Genomic DNA, 16,228 nt, shown 5'->3' on the forward strand with positions numbered 1-16,228 from the left:
GGTGAAGGGCCGTTTCGGTCGTAGGCGCTTGTTGCGCCGCCCGCCTAGCTGTTCGGCCCGCGGTCCATGCTGACGGGCTGCCAGCGGCGGAGCGCGGTGTTCTGCAGCACCGACGGATTGACGCAGCTTACCGGCCACATGCCCTGAAGCACCAGTGACAATTCGTAGCCCACCCGGCGCTTGCGCGCCTCGTCGAACCGTGCCGAGGCCGAGGCGACATGGGCGGTCAGGGTCACGTTCTCCATGCCGAGCAGGGGATTGTTGTGCGAGGGCGGCTCCTTTTCCAGAACGTCGAGGGCGGCGTGTGCGATCCAGCCCTCCTGCAGCGCCTTGATCAGGCTCTCCTCGTCCACGGTGGCGCCGCGGCCGGTGTTGATGAAGATCGAGCCTTTCTTCATCTGCCGGAAGTGCTTCTCGGTCAGCATATGGTGCACCTCGGGCCGTGCAGGGGCATGCATCGAGACGAAGTCGGATTGCGACAGCACCTCGTTCAGCGTCGCCGGGATCACGCCGTGGTCGTACATCAGCGTTTCCTGGATGAAGGGATCATAGGCCATCATGCGCAGGCCGAAGGGCGCTGCGCGTTTCGCAACCGCGCGCGCGACGCGGCCGAACGAGATGAAGCCGAGCGTCTGGCCCATCAGCCTCGGGATCTTGAGCAGCGCCGGCCGGCCCTCGGCCCATCGGCCGTCGCGCACCATGCGGTCCTGCTCGACCAGGCGGCGGAAGCCCGCGAGCAGCAGCATCATGGCGTGGTCGGCGACCTCCTCGATGAATGTGTCGGGGATGTTGGTGACGGGAATGCCGCGGGCAGTGGCGGCCTTGACGTCGACACTGTCGACGCCGACCGAGCCGAGCGTGATGACCTTGCAGCTCTCGAGCGCGTCGATGATCGACTTGGTGATCGGGATGCCCTTGGCGTAGATCGCGTCGGCGTTTTTCGCGGCGGCGATGAACCCGGCCTCGTCGGCGGGTGCCTCGACGATCTCGGCATCGATCGGATCGAGCGCCTCGCGCTCATACGAATAATCGCTGCCCGCGACCGTGAAGCTCGCACCCTTCGGCGTCACCACCCTGTATTTCGACATTCTCTGCTCCCGATTGGTTTCTTGTCGTGGCCCGCCTCCACGAGCGGGCCTTTGCGTCTTTTACGCGAAATCGGGGCAGGTGCGTACAATTCACGGTTGTTGTGGGCCAGGTATATTTCCGCTTTTCCGTGCAAGCTCGGGGCTTCTACGGAGGCACGTAAGTAACTTGCTAAGGGCTCCGCCACTAAAGCTTGACTCGAATTTGATCGATCTCGTCGTGCGCCGTATCCCATCATTGCCGGAGCTAACCCGTGAAGTTGAGCAATCTGAAGATCGCCCCGAAGCTTGCCATTCTCGTCGGTGTCACGCTGTTCGGCCTCTGCATCTCCGGAGTTCTCGCCGGTTACCTGATGAAGCGCGAGATGGTGAATGCGCGCATCGACCAGGCCAAGGCGATCGTCGAGCTGGCGCGCAACTATGCCGCTGCGTTGAAGAAGCGCGTCGATGCCGGCGAGATGACGAAGGACGCCGCGATGGCCGAGCTTCGCCGCTACGGCAACGCGATGACCTACGACAAGGGTGCCGGCTACCTGTTCGGCACGTCCTATGACGGTCTCACCCAGCTTGCGCCCGATCCGAAGGTGATCGGCACCAACCGAATGGACGTCGTGACCAACGGCCGCAAGCTGTCGGTGGAATTGATGGACGGCGTCAAGGCCAACGGCGAGATCCTGCTTCACTATGAGTATAAGAAGCCCGGCCAGGAGACTCCGATCCGCAAGATAGGTTACGCCGTCGCGGTGCCCGGCTTCGACATGTATCTCGGCACCGGCGCCTATCTCGACGACATCGAAGCCAAGATGGGCCCGGTCTACTGGCTGCTCGGCCTGGCGGTGCTTGGCATCGTCATCGTTGCCGGCAGCGTCGCCTGGATGATCGGTCGCAGCATCAGTGCTCCGCTCGCCCTGCTCGGCACCCGCATGAAGGATCTCGCCGACGGCAAGCTCGAGGGTGATATCCCCGGCGTCGGCCGCGGCGACGAGGTCGGCGCGATGGCCGCGACCGTCCAGATCTTCAAGGACAACGCGGTCCGCATCCGCGACCTCGAGAGGACCGAGGCGGACGCCAAGGAACGCGCCGCGGCGGAACGCCGCGGCGCCATGGAAGAGATCGCCAACGATTTCGAGCGCAGCGTCAACGGCATCGTCCGCTCGGTCTCCTCGGCTGCAGCCGGCATGCAGACCACGGCGCAATCGATGACCGCGACCGCCAGCGATGCCTCCTCGCGCGCGGCGACCGTCGGTGCCGCCTCGCAGAAGGCGTCCGGCAATGTCGGCACCGTTGCGGCCGCCGCCGAAGAGCTGTCAAGCTCGGTTGCGGAAATCTCCCGCCAGGTCACGCGCTCCACTGAAGTTGCGAGCCGTGCCGTCAGCGATGCCGAGCGCACCAACTCCACGGTGCAGGAGCTCTCCACCGGAGCCGAGAAGATCGGCGAGGTGGTCAAGCTCATTCACTCGATCGCGGCGCAGACCAACCTGCTCGCGCTCAACGCCACCATCGAGGCGGCGCGTGCGGGCGAGTCCGGCCGCGGCTTCGCCGTGGTCGCCTCCGAGGTCAAGGCGCTCGCCAACCAGACGGCCAAGGCGACTGAGGAGATCTCCGCTCAGGTCGCGGCGATGCAGACCTCGACCAGCGACGCGGTGGCGGCGATCTCCGGCATCACCCAGACGATCGCCGAGATGAGCGAGATCACCGCCGGCATTTCCGCATCGATCGAGCAGCAGGGCGAGGCGACGCGCGAGATCGCCCGCAACATCCAGTCGGTCGCGGCCGGCTCGAGCGAGATCAACGCCCATATCGGCGGCGTCACCGCGGCTGCGGAAGCAACCGGCAGCGCGGCCACCGACGTTCTCACCAACGCCCGCGAGCTGGACAACCAGTCCGGCGCGCTGCGCAATGCCGTGGACGGCTTCCTCGCCAAGGTCCGCGCGGCGTAGGACTCCACATTCTCGTGCCCCGGACGCAGCGCAGCGCTTCCCCGGCGATGCGAAGCATCGTCCGGTGCAGCGGTGCGCTGCAGAGCCGGGGGCCCATGCTAACGGCAATCTGGGTCCCGGCTCTGCGCAGCAGCGTTTCACGCTGCAGCGCGTCCGGGACACGAGACCGCCCTACTGCTTCTCGATCTTCGCGTTGGTGATCAGCTTCTCCCACAGCACCAGCTGCTCGTTCACGAAAGTGCCGAGCTGCTCCGGCGTGCCGGAAAAGGCGTCCATGCCGAGCGTGGCGAGCTTGGCCTTGACCTCCGGATTCTCGATGATCTTGCGGATCTCGGTGTTGAGCCGCGTCACGATCTCCTTCGGCATGCCGGCGGGGCCGAAATAGCCCTGCCAGGATGAGATGTCGAAGTCCGGCACGCCGGCCTCCTGCATCGAGGGCAGGTGCGGCACCAGCGGCGAGCGGTCCTTGGTAGTGACGGCGAGCGCGCGCAGGGCATTGCCGTTGACGTGGGGCAGGCCGGTCAGGATGTCGACGAACATCATCGAGACGCGGCCGCCCATGACGTCGTTGAGCGCCGGCGGCGAGCTCTTGTAGGGCACGTGCAACAGGTCGAGCCCGGCATTGTGCGCGAAGGTCGCGCCCGACACGATCGCTGATGATGAGCCCGAGGCGTAGCTCAGCTTGCCCGGATTGGCCTTGCCGTAAGCCACCAGCTCTCCGACCGTCTTGGCCGGCACCTCGGGATTGATGACCAGCATGAAGGGCAGATCGCCGGTGCGGGCGATCGGGGTGAAATCCTTGACCGGATCGTAAGTGAGGCTCTTGAGCAGATAGGGATTGGCCGAATGCGTGGTGTTGGTCGTCACCAGCAGCGTGTAGCCGTCGGGAGCGGCCTTCGCGACATAGGTCGCCGCCAGCATGCCGTTGGCCCCCGCCTTGTTCTCGATCACGATCGGAACGCCGAGCGCCTGCGACAGATGCTGCGAGATCAGCCGCGTCGTGGTGTCGGTGCCGCTGCCTGCCGCGAACGGCAGCACCAGCGTGATGTTGCGGCTGGGATAGGTGTCGGCGTGAGCGGTGGATGCTGCCGTGAGGCAAAGCGCGGCCGCGGCGACGGTCCGCAGGTTTCGAATCAGCCCTGAAATCATCTCCGGTCGTTCCCTCTTTTTCGTTGGCGGGGAACCTAGCTTGTCTTCGTCGAGATCGGAAGACATGAGTTTCGTGTCCCGGGCACAGTGCATCACGCCGCCCTTCGCGGCGTGATGCACTGCTGAACCGGGACCCATGCCCGCAGCGATCTGGATCCCGGCTCTGCGATGCATCGCTGAGGCGCTGCATCTTGTCCGGGACACGAGATCCGTCGCGCGGAATTACTTCACTGCCGAGCCCCGGCGCGATGCAAGCACGACGCCGGCGAGCACCAGGGCGTAACCGATCAGGTGGAACGGCTGGAGCTTTTCACCCAGCAGCAGGATCGCCAGCGCCGAGCCGAACACCGGGACCAGATGGAAGAACGGCGCTGCCCGGTTCGGCCCGATCAGCGCCACGCCGCGGTTGAAGAAGAGATAGGCGAGGGTGGAGGGAAAGATCAGGATGTAGCCCAGCGTCGCCAGCGTGACCGCGTCGAATTGCAGCACGCGGCCGCTTGCCGCCTCCCAGATCGCCGTCGGCAGCAGCATCGTTGCGCCGCAGCAGGTGGTGAAGGACAGGAACGAGAGCTGGTGGATCTTCGGCCGCCGCGGGATGAAGGCCGAGTAGAGCCCGAATGCCACCAGCGAAGAGGCGAACATGATGTCGCCCCTGTTGAAGCTGATGCTTGCCAGCGCCGCGAGATCGCCGCGCAGGATGATGATCAGCACGCCGAGCAGCGAGATCGCGATGCCGCCGAGCTGTGCGCCGGTCAGCCGCACGCCGAACAGCACCAGCGACCACAGCGCCACGAACAGCGGACCCGCCGACTGGATCAGCAGCGCATTCAGCGCCTCGGTGTATTGCAGCGCCCAGTACGAGATCGCGTTGTTGAAGGCAAAGCCGACCAGCGACAGGAACAGCATCAGGGGCAGGCTCTTGCGCAAGGCAGGCCAGTCGCGCTTCAGATGCGGCCAGGCGAACGGCAACAGGATCAGGAACACGCCGAACCAGCGGATCGTGGTGATCGTCAGCGGCGGCACATGCGCCCCGACATGGCGCGCGAGCACGATGTTGCCGGCCCAGAACAGCGAGCTCAGGCTGAGCAGAAGATAAGGCTGGTTGTTGAGCCAGCTGGCCGGATTGGCGACCGGTGGCGCGGGCGAAGCAATTGTCATGGGCGTTTATGCGAGCTTGCGCCGGATCGGCGGCGTGGCGCAAGTCACAGCGCCGCAATGCTACAATGCAGCCGAGCCTTAAGGAGGTGCCATTGGCGGTCAATATGTTGAACATCGAGGGCCTGGAGCGGCTTGATCCGAATGCGCCGGTGGTGATGCTGAACCTGATGCGCTTCCACGCGCGCTCGCGCGATGGCAACGGGTCGGGCTGGGAGGCATATTTGCGCTACAGCGCGATCACGGTGCCGATGATCAAGGCGCGCGGCGGCACGCTGCTCTGGACCGGTGAAGCCAAGGCGGTCGCACTCGGTCCGCATGCGGGCAACGATTGGGACTTCGTCGCGCTGGTCCAATACCCGTCCGTCTCGGCCTTTCTCGACATGATGACCTCGGAAGCCTACGAGCGCGAAGCCGATCCGCATCGCGTCAACGGCTGCGCCGAGCACGTGATCATTGCGACGAGCGAGGCGTACAGCAAGTTCAGGACGAAGTAGCGGGGCCCTCTTGCTTACCCTCCCCTGGAGGGGGAGGGTCGGCACGCAACCGAGCGAAGCGAGATTGCGTGACGGGGTGGGGTGATCTCTCCCCACGGGCACTGTTCCTTGCGGAGGGACTGTCACCCCACCCCGCTCGCGCTGCGCGCGATCGACCCTCCCCCTCCAGGGGAGGGTAAGAGGCACCTGCGTGTTTGGGCGCAGCGGCCCCTAAGTCGCCTGCTTCCGCGACGCTGCGAACACGCCCGACAGCACCAATGCAAAGCCGATGAAGTGGAACGCCTGCGGGTGCTCGCCCAGAAACGCCATCGCCATGATCGAGCCGAACACGGGCACGACGTGGAAGAACGGTGCGGCGCGGTTGGCGCCGATCAGGCGCACGCCGCGATTGAAGCAGAGATAGGCGAGCGCCGAGGGGAAGACGGCGACGTAGAGCAGGGTCAGGAGGTTCGGCCCGTCGAGCTTCATCACCGGGCGTGCGGACAGTTCCCAGATCTCCAGCGGAATGAGACAGGCGGCGCCGCAGCCGAAGGTGAAGGCGAGGAACGAGAGGCCGTGCATCGGCGGCCGCTTCAGGGACAGCACCGAATAGAGCGCGAAGATCAGGAGCGCGAGGAGGAAGATCAGGTCGCCCTTGTTGAAGTCGATACTCGACAGCGTGGTGAAATCGCCGTGCAGCAGGATGGTCAGCACGCCGCACATCGACAGCAGCACGCCGAAGGCCTGCGCCGCGGTGAGACAGACGCCGAGAATGACGAGCGACCACAGCGCCACCAGCAGCGGCGCGGCCGACTGCAGCAGCAGCGTGTTGAGCGCCTGGGTGTGCTCCAGGGCCCAATATTGCAGCGTGTTGAAGGCGCCGATGCCGATGACCGAGAGCGTGACCATCAGGCCGAGCTTGCCGCGGATCGCCGGCCAGTCCTGCACGAGGTGCTTGAAGGCGAACGGCAGCACCAGCAGGAAGGCGAAGAACCAGCGCAGGAACGACAGCGTGACCGGCGGAATGTGGCCGGCAGCGAGCCGCCCGACGATGGCGTTGCCGGCCCAGCACAGCGCGGTGATGCTGAGCAGCAGGTAAGGCTGGTTGGCGATCCAGCTGTGGCCGGATGTTTCCGCGCGCGTGGTGTGGCCGGTGGCGGACATTGTGATGGTTGGGCCCCCGCGTCGAATACGCCGAGCCCAGCCGGCCCGGCGAGGTCCGGGCCGGCTGATCACCCGGCAGGTCCAAAGACACGGAAAACGAGGTTGCATCAACGGGGGGCGGACGCATCGCGACCATGCCAGCGGCGAAGGCGGCCTCTCACGCTTTGGTCGAAGCCGCTGCGCCGGCCCGCAAGGGTCCGGGATTTTCCGCGGATATCAAGGGCTTGGGCCGGACGTTGGACCCCGAAAAAGCCCCGTTCTTGCTTGCCTAGAAGGGCTGCTTCCTTTATCCGGTTGGCTGCCTTGCGTGCGGGCGGCTTCGGCCGCCGATTGGGCTGGGCGCAGGCATGATCCCGGAAGAGTGGGCACCGGTTTTCCGCGAGGATCATGCCTTCTAGAGACAGATTGAACAGGATTACCCGCGAATGGCCAATGTTGTCGTCGTCGGCGCCCAATGGGGCGACGAAGGGAAGGGCAAGATCGTCGACTGGTTGTCGGAGCAGGCGGATATCGTCGTCCGCTTCCAGGGCGGCCATAATGCCGGCCACACGCTGGTGATCAACGGCAAGACCTACAAGCTCGCGCTGCTGCCCTCCGGCGTGCTGCGCGAGGGCAAGCTGTCGGTGATCGGCAACGGCGTGGTGTTCGACCCCGCCGCCTTCCTCGACGAGGTCTCAAGGCTCAGGTCGCAGGGGGTCGATGTCAGCCCCGACAACCTGCGTGTCGCGGAAAACGTCACGTTGATTCTGCCGCTGCACCGCGAGCTCGATGCGCACCGCGAATCCGCCAGCGCCGCGACCGCGATCGGCACCACGCGCCGCGGCATCGGCCCGGCCTATGAAGACAAGGTCGGCCGCCGCGCCATCCGCCTGATGGATCTCGCCGATCATCAGACGCTGCCGCACAAGATCGACCGCCTGCTGGCGCACCACAACGCGCTGCGCCGCGGCCTCAACCTGCCGGAATTCGACGGCGCGGTGATCCTGAAGGAGCTGATGGCGATGGCGCCGCAGCTCCTGCCCTATGCCGAGACGGTCTGGCGTCTGCTCGATATCGAGCGGCGCGCCGGCAAGCGCATGCTGTTCGAGGGGGCGCAAGGCGCGCTGCTCGACGTCGACCACGGCACCTATCCCTACGTCACCTCGTCCAACACGGTGGCGGCCCAGGCCGCGACCGGCGCCGGCCTCGGGCCGGGCGCGGTCGGCTACGTGCTCGGCCTGTGCAAGGCCTACACGACCCGCGTCGGCCAGGGCCCGTTCCCGACCGAGCAGGACAACGAGATCGGTCGCAAGATCGGCGAGCGTGGCCGCGAGTTCGGCACCAATACCGGCCGCCCGCGCCGCTGCGGCTGGTTCGACGCCGTGCTGGTCCGCCAGGCGGTCCGGACCTGCGGCATCAATGGCCTCGCGCTGACCAAGCTCGACATCCTCGACGGCTTCGATTCGATCGAGGTCTGCACCGGCTACAAGCTCGACGGCAAGGAGATCGACCATTTCCCGGCCGGCGAGGGCGCGCAAAGCCGGGTCGAGCCGATCTACGAGACGATCGAGGGCTGGAAGGAGCCGACCGCCAATGCACGGTCCTGGGCCGACCTGCCGGCGCAGGCCATCAAATATGTCCGGCGGATCGAGGAATTGGTGGGATGTCCGGTTGCGCTGCTTTCCACCAGCCCGGAACGCGAAGATACTATCCTGGTGCAAAATCCGTTTGAGGCTTAACGATATCTTACCGGGACGCGCGTATAGTTGAGTAGAAATGGCTGATTACTATCCGCTGATCGCCCGCGCTATTGCCGCCCTGGACCCCAACGCTCCCGGCGAAAGCCGTCGTGCGCTCTATGAGCGGGCGCGCACGGCCTTGATCGCGCAGCTGCGCAGCGTGCAGCCGCCGCTCTCCGAATCCGAGATCACCCGCGAGCGGCTGTCGCTGGAGGAGGCCGTCCGCAAGGTCGAATCTGAGGCCGCCCAGCGTGCCCGCGAGGCCTCGCGTCCCGGTGGCGGCGCCCGCTCCGGCGGCAGTGGCGATGCCTTACGCCGCGCCAGCACCCGTGCCACCGAGGGCACCCCGGCTGCGGCGCCGCCGCGCACGCGTCCGGCCCCGCCGCCGCGCGCCGACCGCCCGTCCTTCAACGTCGACGATCAAGGCGAGGCGCCGCGTCCGCCGCGCGCGCCCCGTTTCGACGCCCCGCGCCCATCTAGTAGCCCCCCCGCCGCGCCGCCCGAGCCGCCGGCCGGGCGCGATCGCCAGGGTGCGCGGCGTCCGCCGGACGTCGGACCCCCGCCGCCGCTGCCGTCCTCGCCCGGCGTGCGCGGCTTCCGCGACATCACGGCTGATGCCAATGATCTCGGCGGTGCCGCCGCGCAGGCCAGCCGCGCCGCGCGCCGCACCTATGCCAACGTGCCCTCGCCCTCGCCGGAATTCGACCGGCTGGAGCCGAGCCTGGAAAACCGCACCGGCGAATCCGAGGCGCCCTATTCCTACGACGAGTCGATCGAGGAGGCCGAGCGCTACACGCAGCAGCCGCCGTCGCCGCGTCCGCGCATCGCCCCCGACCGCGACGTCAAGAAGCGCGCCCGCACCCGCTCCGCCTTTCCGTTCAAGAGCGCGATTGCCGTCGGCATCGTGCTCATCCTGGTCGGCGCCGGCATCCTCTGGGGCAAGCAGCTGGTCCAGATCGTCAACGGCTTTCTCAAGCCGTCCGCGACGCAAGTGGCGGACACGCCGGCGCAGCCGCAGAGCAAGCCCAAGATTCCCGATCGCGTCGGTCAGCCCTCGGCCAGCGACCAGCCGGTCGCGCCGGTGGCGCAGAAGGTCGTGCTCTACGACGAGGATCCGTCCGATCCGAAGGGCAAGCAATATGTCGGCTCGGTGGTGTGGCGGCTCGAGCCGATCAAGGCCTCGGGCAACCAGAAGGCCGACCTCGCCGTGCGCGCCGACATCGAGATCCCGGACCGCAAGTTCAAGATGACGATGTCGTTCCGCCGCAACACCGATTCCTCGCTGCCGGCGAGCCACACCGCGGAATTGACCTTCATCCTGCCGCAGGATTTCCCCGGCGGCAGCGTCTCCAACGTGCCGGGCATTCTGATGAAGTCGAACGAGCAGGCCCGCGGCACGCCGCTCGCAGGCCTCGCGGTCAAGGTCACCGACGGCTTCTTCCTGGTCGGCCTGTCCAATGTCGACGCCGACCGTGCCCGCAACGTCCAGCTCCTGAAGGAGCGCTCCTGGTTCGACGTGCCGCTGGTCTACGCCAACCAGCGCCGCGCCATCATCGCCATCGAGAAGGGCGCCCCCGGCGAGCGCGCCTTCAACGACGCCTTCGCGCAGTGGGGCGATTGAGCTAATTCAAGCCGCTTCTCCAGGCTCGGTGCTGCGCACCGCCCCGGAATGACTGGATGGACGACTACTGCGCCGCCGCTTCCCGCTTGCGCGCTGCCGCGGCGGCGGCGTGCTCGCGGTCCATCACGGCGCGGCAGCCGGGGCTGACGTGGGCCTTGTTCCGCACCATGCAGGCGGTGATCCGCGGGATGTCGGGGATCTCGCTGGAGCACAGCCGCATGGCGTCACCCGAGCACATCTGCTGGGCTTCTTGCGAGAAGGCGAGACTGGGTGATGTCTGGAGAGCGACGGTGATGGCGACTGCGAAGAGCGAAGCGATGGTCTGAAGGCGTGTCATGTGGAATGGGTCCCCGAGTTCCCTAGGGCTTGAGCCGCTTGGTTTTGGGGCGCCGCACGCGGCTTGATTTGCCGCATGTCACAGCCTTCACGCCGGGAGCTTCGGTCCCGCATGTGGTCGCGCGATTTCTTGATGCTCGAATCGAAAGTGCTGCGCCGCCCGAGCGAAGTATGCGCCATTGTCACGCGCCCGCAATGGCCGGCACAAAGGAATTCGCAATTGTTGCACGCCAGTCACGTCGCGTGCGATCGGATCAGCCTATCCTACGACGCCCGCGCCTGTTCCGCATCGCTTGCGCCGAGGGCGGCGGCGTGCTCCTCGACGGCGGTGACGCCCTTGGGCGTCAGCTCGAACAGATCGCCGTCCTTCATCACGTAGCCCTCGGCGATCAATTGCCCCATCTTGCCCTGCCGGTCGTCGGCGAAGGCAACGGACTGGCTGATGTCCCGCAGGATCGAGAGCTCTTCGTCGTGCAACATGGCTTCACTCTCCATTCGCGGGGATGGGTCCGTCTCACATGCCGTGGCTCTGAAACACCTTGCTGCAGGGCTTCGACAGCTTGGCCCGATTGGCTTGCAGGCAGCTCTGCACCGCGCCGTCATTGCCGAGGTCCTTGCGGCAGAAGCGCTGCGCGTCGCGCGAGCAGGCCTGCTGCTCCTGCGGCGTGCCCATATGGCCCTGGGCGAGCGCGGGTGACGTCGACAGGCCGCTCAGGGCCGCCAGCGCGATCGTCGCCAGGAGAAATTTGCGGGCCATCGGCGGCTCCAGTCTGTCAGGGGTTAATTCAGGTCCAGCATGAACTCATCGCCTTGCCACTTGTTCCCCTTAAGGAGCCCGGCGCTCGCTGTTCAAGGTTCCCGCTGCGCTGCTATAACGCCGGCAAAGGGTGAGGTGCTTGATGAAACGCTATCTGGTGTTTGCGCTGGTCGGCCCGTTCGTCGGCGGGTTCCTGCTGCTGCTGACGACGACCTACCAGTCCGGCTATTGGACCCAGACCAACCTCGGCGAGGTCGGCAAGCTGTTCGCGGTGTTCTTCAAGACCCTGCAATACAGCTACCTGTTCGGCTTCCTCCCCTCGCTGATGATCGGCGCGGTCGACGACATCCTGCTCCACATCCGCCGGATCGGTCCCGGCGTGCGGATGCTCCTGGTCGGCCTGGTCGCCTTCGTCTTGGCCTCGCTCACCTACAGCTCGCGCGGGCCGGATTCGGGTGCGGTGCAGTTCATCCTGTACGGCCTCGTCGGCTTCGTGCCGGCGGTGATGTCATCCTGGCTCGTGCATCGCTATGTCGAGGAGCCGCAAGCCGCGCCGGCGCCGACCTGACGCGCAGCGTTCCAGCGCGGCAGCAACCTCCGCCGCGCTGGCGCGTTCACTGAAGGCCATGGTCATGCCCGACGACGACATCCTCGCTCCGCGCAAATCCCGTTCCGGGAGCAGCTCGCGTGCGCGCTTTTCGCGCGACGAGGCGCGCGGGCCGATCATCGATCAGGAAGGCCACGAGATCAGGCCCGAAAGCCTGGAGCAGGGATTTCGCGAGTTTCGCTTCGAGTTCGGTCAAGGCAGCCCGTTCGGCAATCTGACGCGCGAGCAGCGGATCGCGCGGCTCGAGGCGATCGCCAAGCTGCTTGATGTCGCCTTCATCCTGCCCGGCACCAACATCCGCTACGGCATCGACGGGCTGATCGGACTGATCCCCGTCGTCGGCGACATCATCACCACCGCGATCTCGCTGTGGCTGGTGCGCGAAGCCCGCGCGCTGGGCGCGCCCTGGCACATCACGGCGCGCATGCTCGGCAATGTCGCGGTCGACGGCGTGGTCGGCCTGGTCCCGTTCGCGGGCGACGCCTTCGACGTCATGTTCCGCGCCAACATGCGCAATGTCCGCCTCTTGCGCCGCTGGCTGGAAAAGCAGCCGCGGATGTAGTGTCTCTTTAATTCCTCCGTCTTGCTCTCGCGTGTCCCGGACGAGGTGCGGCGCGTAAGCGCGGCGCCGCAGAGCCGGGACCCAGGAACCACGGGGGATGTCGATCCGTGGGCCCCGGCTCTGCAGCGCACCGCAGAAGGAGCGCTGCGCTGCGTCCGGGGCACGAGAGTCGCAAACACAAAAGGCGCGACGACCTTTCGGCCATCGCGCCTTCTGCGCACATCGAACTTTGTTGCGAAAGCTTACGCCGCGTCGGCGTCGGTCTCCGCGGCCGGGGCCGGCTTGGGCCGGCGGGGCAGCGGGAAGGCATCGCTCTCGTACAGCGAGCGGATCCCGTTCTGGTCGAAGCGCGCTTCCTCGACCTGCAGATAGGCGCCGTTCAGCGAGTCCGTCGGCAACTGCTCCATCGCGAACTGCACGGCCTCGGCCGCAGTGCCGAACCGCCGATAGGTGAAGCCCGCGCGCTTCTTCTTGCGGATTGCGGCGGGGAAGAGTTCGGCGGAGGTGTTGAAGTTGAACGGACGCAGTGGACGCATGGTCAAAGACCTCGTGATCTTCTCTGGGGCTTTAAGCGCGTGGGGTTGGGGAGGGCAGGGGCCGCAATCAAGCGGGCCCGCCGCATGTCATTGTCGCCCTCTAATATAGGCCGATTTGACAAAAATGCGACCCCCGCGATGCGAGATGATGAATCTGCGCATGGCAGCTCCGCTGACGCAGAAATACGTGATATTTCAACGCTTTATATGGTTTAAACTTTGCCAAGAAGCAGCAGCACGATCAGGACGACCAGCACGACCCCGCCGATCCCCATGCCGGAATGACCAAGGCCATAGCCGTAGCCGCCGAACCGGCCGGACAGGCCGCCGACGAGATAGATGATCACCAGGATGATCAGGATGGTCCCAAGCGTCATGGCATCCTCCCTGGCGGCCGCCGAAATGAGAGGATCGGCCGCACCGCCAGAGCAGAAAAGCACATCGCGCCGCTGGGTTCCACGGGGGAACCCGGCGGCGCGCCGCGTTATTTGGGCTCGAGCTTCAGCGCCGCGGAATTGATGCAGTAGCGCAGGCCGGTCGGCCCGGGCCCGTCGGGGAAGACGTGGCCGAGATGGCCGCTGCATTTGGAGCAGAGCACTTCGGTGCGGATCATGCCGTGGCTGGTGTCCCGCTCCTCGTCGATGTGGCTCTCGACCGCGGGCTGGGTGAAGCTCGGCCAGCCGCAGCCGGAATCGAACTTGGCATCCGACTCGAACAGCACATTGCCGCAGCCGGCACAGACATAGGTGCCGGCACGGTGGTCGTGCTCGTATTCCCCCGAGAAGGGACGCTCGGTCGCCTTCTCGCGCAGCACGGCGTATTGCATCGGCGTCAGCTCGCGCCGCCACTGCTCGTCGCTCTTGATGACCTTGTCGTCGGTCGCTTTCGTCTTGGTGTCGGGCATGAGTCTCCCGTTGCTTTGGTGATCTTTCGATCAGTTGGTGGCCTTGCCGGCATTCACCAGCGTCGGCTTCTCGATGTAGTTATCCGCGAACAGCTTTTTCAGGTTCTCGACCTTCGGGATATCGTTATAGGCGATGTAAGGCTGGTTCGGGTGCAGCGTCAGATAGTCCTGGTGATAGGCCTCCGCCGGATAGAACGCCTCCAGCGCGCCGATCTTGGTCACGATCGGCTTGTTGAACACCTTCGCGCCGTTGAGCTGGGCGATATAGGCCTCCGCAACCTTCTTCTGCTCGTCCGAGGTGGTGAAGATGGCCGAGCGATATTGCGGGCCGACGTCGGGGCCCTGGCGGTTGAGCTGGGTCGGGTCGTGCACCACCGAGAAGTAGATCTGGAGGATCTTGCCGTAGGAGATCTTCTTCGGGTCGTACTTGATCTCGACCGACTCGGCATGGCCGGTGCGGCCGCTCGACACGGCCTGGTAGTCGGCGGTCGCCTTGGTGCCGCCGGCATAGCCGGAGACCGCGTTGACCACGCCGGCCGTGTGCTGGAAGACGCCTTGCACGCCCCAGAAGCAGCCGCCCGCGAGCACGGCGGTCTGGATGCCGCTTGCGGGCGCCGCGTCCAATGCGGGAGCTGGGATCACGACCGCCTCCTCCGCGGCCCGGGACGGCATCATGAAAGCCAGCGTCAGGGCGGTGGTTGCGGCGAGCAGGGCGGCGAGGGCGGTTCGGCGCATGGCAATCCTCTTTCGGCAATCCTCTTTCGCGAGGCTGACAGTCTAGGGCGGACGGGACCGGGCGAACAGCCGGCCCGGCCGCGTTTTCGCATCATCCGAGATACGGGCCGAGCCGCCGATTGTTACGCCGGGGCGGACACGAGACCGTGAGGATGCGCAGGGTCGACGCGGCGACCGGCCGGCTTGGCGGGATGAGGAACTCCGCGCGAGATGAACCAGGGGAGGATTTTTACTTCGTCGGGGGAAGTGAGGCGGCTCGGATTCCGTGGGTTAGCGAAGCGTAACCCACCACTTCCGTCGCCCAGAAATCAAAGGGTCACGCCCTTGGCCAGCCCACCTGCGGCAACGGAGCTCTATACCACCACACTCAACCGCTTCGCCGCCCGCGTGATCCCCGTATACAGCCACCGCGCCCGCGAATCCTGGAACGCAAAGCTCTCGTCGAACAGCACGACGTCGTCCCATTGCGAGCCCTGCGACTTGTGCACGGTCAGCACATAGCCGTAGTCGAACTCGTCATAGGGCTTGCGTTGCTCCCAGGCGATCTGCTCGACGCCGCCCTCGAAGCAGTCGGCGCGCACCGAGACCTTGGTCACCTTGTGGCCGAAGTCCTCGTCCGGCGACAGCCGCATAGACAGGATGCGCGATTTCGAGCGCGAGGTGTTGCGCGACTTGACGCGCCACAGGCCGCCGTTGAACAGGCCCTTCTTGCGGTTGTTGCGCAGGCACACCAGCTTGTCGCCGGCGACCGGAAACGGGTCCTCGATGTTCTGGCGCTGGCGCACCCGCATGTTGTAGGCGCGCCGGGTGTTGTTGCGGCCGACCAGGATCTGGTCGGCACCCATGACGCGATCGGGGTCGAGCTCCTTGCGCGAGAGAACCTCGCTCTCGCCGTAGCGGCCGATGTCGAGCTCGCGGCCTTCGCGCACGTCCATCGACATCCGCACGATCGGATCGTCCTGGGCCTGACGATGTACCTCGGTCAGCATCGCGTCGGGCTCTGAATTGGTGAAGAAGCCGCCGCCCTGGATCGGCGGCAGCTGCGCGGGATCGCCGAGCACGAGGAGCGGGCAGTCGAACGACATCAGGTCACGGCCCAATTCGGCATCGACCATCGAGCATTCGTCGATCACGATCAGCTTCGCCTTCGAGGCCGGCGCATCGTCCCACAATTCGAAGCTCGGCTGCTCCTCGCCGGATTCGCGGGCGCGGTAGATCAGCGAATGGATGGTGGAGGCGCCGTCGCAGCCCTTGTTGCGCATGACGAGGGCCGCCTTGCCGGTGAAGGCGGCGAACTTCACCTCGCCGTCGACGCCCTCGGCGATGTGCCGCGCCAGCGTGGTCTTGCCGGTGCCGGCAAAGCCGAACAGGCGGAACACCGGCGGCGTGCCGCCCCGTCCCGGCTTGGACTTGAGCCAGTCGCCGACGGCCTTGAGCGCAGCATCCTGATGCGGGGTGAAAGTGGCCATGTCTGTCTTGAGGG

General features: G+C 66.1%; 18 protein-coding genes. 6 read left to right on the forward strand and 12 right to left on the reverse strand.

Annotated elements, in window-relative coordinates; all coding sequences use genetic code 11:
• Positions 1–44: 44 nt before the first annotated feature.
• Complete coding sequence (locus tag N2604_RS09685) at positions 45–1,088, reverse strand: C-terminal binding protein (RefSeq protein ID WP_260374498.1); 1,044 nt, start codon at positions 1,086–1,088, stop codon at positions 45–47.
• A gap of 251 nt (positions 1,089–1,339) precedes the next feature.
• Between N2604_RS09685 and N2604_RS09690 the strand changes: the two genes are divergently transcribed.
• Entirely contained in the window at positions 1,340–3,025 is a 1,686-nt protein-coding gene (locus tag N2604_RS09690; protein ID WP_260374499.1) for a methyl-accepting chemotaxis protein, read from the forward strand.
• A 171-nt stretch (positions 3,026–3,196) separates the two neighbouring features.
• Here the strand turns inward: N2604_RS09690 and N2604_RS09695 are convergent, their stop codons facing one another.
• Positions 3,197–4,174, reverse strand: a complete 978-nt coding sequence (locus N2604_RS09695) for a tripartite tricarboxylate transporter substrate binding protein (protein ID WP_260374500.1) — start codon at positions 4,172–4,174, stop codon at positions 3,197–3,199.
• Positions 4,175–4,396: 222 nt separating this feature from the next.
• On the reverse strand, positions 4,397–5,332 hold the full coding sequence (locus N2604_RS09700; RefSeq protein WP_260374501.1) for a DMT family transporter: 936 nt from the start codon (positions 5,330–5,332) through the stop codon (positions 4,397–4,399).
• A 104-nt stretch (positions 5,333–5,436) separates the two neighbouring features.
• Here N2604_RS09700 and N2604_RS09705 point away from each other — a divergent pair, with 104 nt between their 5' ends.
• Positions 5,437–5,826, forward strand: coding sequence for a DUF1330 domain-containing protein (locus tag N2604_RS09705; protein WP_409241727.1), 390 nt, complete (start codon positions 5,437–5,439; stop codon positions 5,824–5,826).
• Between the two features lie 210 nt (positions 5,827–6,036).
• Here N2604_RS09705 and N2604_RS09710 read toward each other — a convergent pair whose 3' ends face one another.
• Entirely contained in the window at positions 6,037–6,969 is a 933-nt protein-coding gene (locus tag N2604_RS09710) for a DMT family transporter (RefSeq protein ID WP_260374503.1), read from the reverse strand.
• A 425-nt stretch (positions 6,970–7,394) separates the two neighbouring features.
• On the opposite strand from N2604_RS09710, the gene N2604_RS09715 reads away from it, so the two are divergent.
• Together N2604_RS09715 and N2604_RS09720 are read left to right on the forward strand one after the other, a co-directional pair.
• On the forward strand, positions 7,395–8,687 hold the full coding sequence (locus N2604_RS09715) for an adenylosuccinate synthase (RefSeq protein ID WP_260374504.1): 1,293 nt from the start codon (positions 7,395–7,397) through the stop codon (positions 8,685–8,687).
• Between the two features lie 37 nt (positions 8,688–8,724).
• A complete protein-coding gene (locus N2604_RS09720) occupies positions 8,725–10,308 on the forward strand; it encodes a hypothetical protein (protein ID WP_260374505.1) in 1,584 nt (527 codons plus the stop codon).
• A gap of 64 nt (positions 10,309–10,372) precedes the next feature.
• Here N2604_RS09720 and N2604_RS09725 read toward each other — a convergent pair whose 3' ends face one another.
• The 3 genes from N2604_RS09725 to N2604_RS09735 all read right to left on the reverse strand — a co-directional run bounded on the left by N2604_RS09725 (position 10,373) and on the right by N2604_RS09735 (position 11,401).
• Complete coding sequence (locus N2604_RS09725) at positions 10,373–10,645, reverse strand: hypothetical protein (RefSeq protein WP_260374506.1); 273 nt, start codon at positions 10,643–10,645, stop codon at positions 10,373–10,375.
• A gap of 263 nt (positions 10,646–10,908) precedes the next feature.
• Positions 10,909–11,124 carry a hypothetical protein gene (locus N2604_RS09730; protein WP_260374507.1) on the reverse strand — a complete coding sequence of 72 codons (216 nt, stop codon included), beginning with the start codon at positions 11,122–11,124 and terminating at the stop codon, positions 10,909–10,911.
• Between the two features lie 34 nt (positions 11,125–11,158).
• Positions 11,159–11,401 carry a cysteine rich repeat-containing protein gene (locus N2604_RS09735; RefSeq protein WP_260374508.1) on the reverse strand — a complete coding sequence of 81 codons (243 nt, stop codon included), beginning with the start codon at positions 11,399–11,401 and terminating at the stop codon, positions 11,159–11,161.
• Positions 11,402–11,543: 142 nt separating this feature from the next.
• On the opposite strand from N2604_RS09735, the gene N2604_RS09740 reads away from it, so the two are divergent.
• Positions 11,544–11,969 (forward strand): DUF5413 family protein, encoded by a 426-nt coding sequence (locus N2604_RS09740; RefSeq protein WP_260374509.1) that lies wholly within the window; start codon positions 11,544–11,546, stop codon positions 11,967–11,969.
• 58 nt (positions 11,970–12,027) lie between these two features.
• On the forward strand, positions 12,028–12,570 hold the full coding sequence (locus N2604_RS09745) for a DUF4112 domain-containing protein (RefSeq protein ID WP_260374510.1): 543 nt from the start codon (positions 12,028–12,030) through the stop codon (positions 12,568–12,570).
• A 242-nt stretch (positions 12,571–12,812) separates the two neighbouring features.
• On the opposite strand, the gene N2604_RS09750 is transcribed toward N2604_RS09745, so the two are convergent.
• From N2604_RS09750 to N2604_RS09770, 5 genes are all read right to left on the reverse strand, one after another.
• Entirely contained in the window at positions 12,813–13,106 is a 294-nt protein-coding gene (locus tag N2604_RS09750; RefSeq protein WP_024337713.1) for a hypothetical protein, read from the reverse strand.
• Between the two features lie 212 nt (positions 13,107–13,318).
• Positions 13,319–13,483 (reverse strand): DUF3309 family protein, encoded by a 165-nt coding sequence (locus tag N2604_RS09755; RefSeq protein ID WP_100233652.1) that lies wholly within the window; start codon positions 13,481–13,483, stop codon positions 13,319–13,321.
• Positions 13,484–13,590: 107 nt separating this feature from the next.
• Positions 13,591–14,010, reverse strand: coding sequence for a peptide-methionine (R)-S-oxide reductase MsrB (gene msrB, locus N2604_RS09760; protein ID WP_197948254.1), 420 nt, complete (start codon positions 14,008–14,010; stop codon positions 13,591–13,593).
• Positions 14,011–14,040: 30 nt separating this feature from the next.
• Positions 14,041–14,745 (reverse strand): peptide-methionine (S)-S-oxide reductase MsrA, encoded by a 705-nt coding sequence (gene msrA, locus N2604_RS09765; protein WP_260374511.1) that lies wholly within the window; start codon positions 14,743–14,745, stop codon positions 14,041–14,043.
• Positions 14,746–15,098: 353 nt separating this feature from the next.
• A complete protein-coding gene (locus N2604_RS09770) occupies positions 15,099–16,214 on the reverse strand; it encodes an ATP-dependent RecD-like DNA helicase (RefSeq protein ID WP_260374512.1) in 1,116 nt (371 codons plus the stop codon).
• Between the last annotated feature and the right edge of the window lie 14 nt (positions 16,215–16,228).

The organism is Bradyrhizobium sp. CB1015 (genome assembly GCF_025200925.1).
GTDB lineage: Bacteria > Pseudomonadota > Alphaproteobacteria > Rhizobiales > Xanthobacteraceae > Bradyrhizobium.

Excerpts from the sequence above, each read along its gene's own strand:
- N2604_RS09685 (WP_260374498.1), bottom strand. The coding sequence starts at position 1,088 with ATGTCGAAATACAGGGTGGTGACGCCGAAGGGTGCGAGCTTCACGGTC.
- N2604_RS09695 (WP_260374500.1), bottom strand. The coding sequence starts at position 4,174 with ATGATTTCAGGGCTGATTCGAAACCTGCGGACCGTCGCCGCGGCCGCG.
- N2604_RS09700 (WP_260374501.1), bottom strand. The coding sequence starts at position 5,332 with ATGACAATTGCTTCGCCCGCGCCACCGGTCGCCAATCCGGCCAGCTGG.
- N2604_RS09705 (WP_409241727.1), top strand. The coding sequence starts at position 5,437 with ATGTTGAACATCGAGGGCCTGGAGCGGCTTGATCCGAATGCGCCGGTG.
- N2604_RS09710 (WP_260374503.1), bottom strand. The coding sequence starts at position 6,969 with ATGTCCGCCACCGGCCACACCACGCGCGCGGAAACATCCGGCCACAGC.
- N2604_RS09715 (WP_260374504.1), top strand. The coding sequence starts at position 7,395 with ATGGCCAATGTTGTCGTCGTCGGCGCCCAATGGGGCGACGAAGGGAAG.
- N2604_RS09720 (WP_260374505.1), top strand. The coding sequence starts at position 8,725 with ATGGCTGATTACTATCCGCTGATCGCCCGCGCTATTGCCGCCCTGGAC.
- N2604_RS09725 (WP_260374506.1), bottom strand. The coding sequence starts at position 10,645 with ATGACACGCCTTCAGACCATCGCTTCGCTCTTCGCAGTCGCCATCACC.
- N2604_RS09730 (WP_260374507.1), bottom strand. The coding sequence starts at position 11,124 with ATGTTGCACGACGAAGAGCTCTCGATCCTGCGGGACATCAGCCAGTCC.
- N2604_RS09735 (WP_260374508.1), bottom strand. The coding sequence starts at position 11,401 with ATGGCCCGCAAATTTCTCCTGGCGACGATCGCGCTGGCGGCCCTGAGC.
- N2604_RS09740 (WP_260374509.1), top strand. The coding sequence starts at position 11,544 with ATGAAACGCTATCTGGTGTTTGCGCTGGTCGGCCCGTTCGTCGGCGGG.
- N2604_RS09745 (WP_260374510.1), top strand. The coding sequence starts at position 12,028 with ATGGTCATGCCCGACGACGACATCCTCGCTCCGCGCAAATCCCGTTCC.
- N2604_RS09750 (WP_024337713.1), bottom strand. The coding sequence starts at position 13,106 with ATGCGTCCACTGCGTCCGTTCAACTTCAACACCTCCGCCGAACTCTTC.
- N2604_RS09755 (WP_100233652.1), bottom strand. The coding sequence starts at position 13,483 with ATGACGCTTGGGACCATCCTGATCATCCTGGTGATCATCTATCTCGTC.
- msrB (WP_197948254.1), bottom strand. The coding sequence starts at position 14,010 with ATGCCCGACACCAAGACGAAAGCGACCGACGACAAGGTCATCAAGAGC.
- msrA (WP_260374511.1), bottom strand. The coding sequence starts at position 14,745 with ATGCGCCGAACCGCCCTCGCCGCCCTGCTCGCCGCAACCACCGCCCTG.
- N2604_RS09770 (WP_260374512.1), bottom strand. The coding sequence starts at position 16,214 with ATGGCCACTTTCACCCCGCATCAGGATGCTGCGCTCAAGGCCGTCGGC.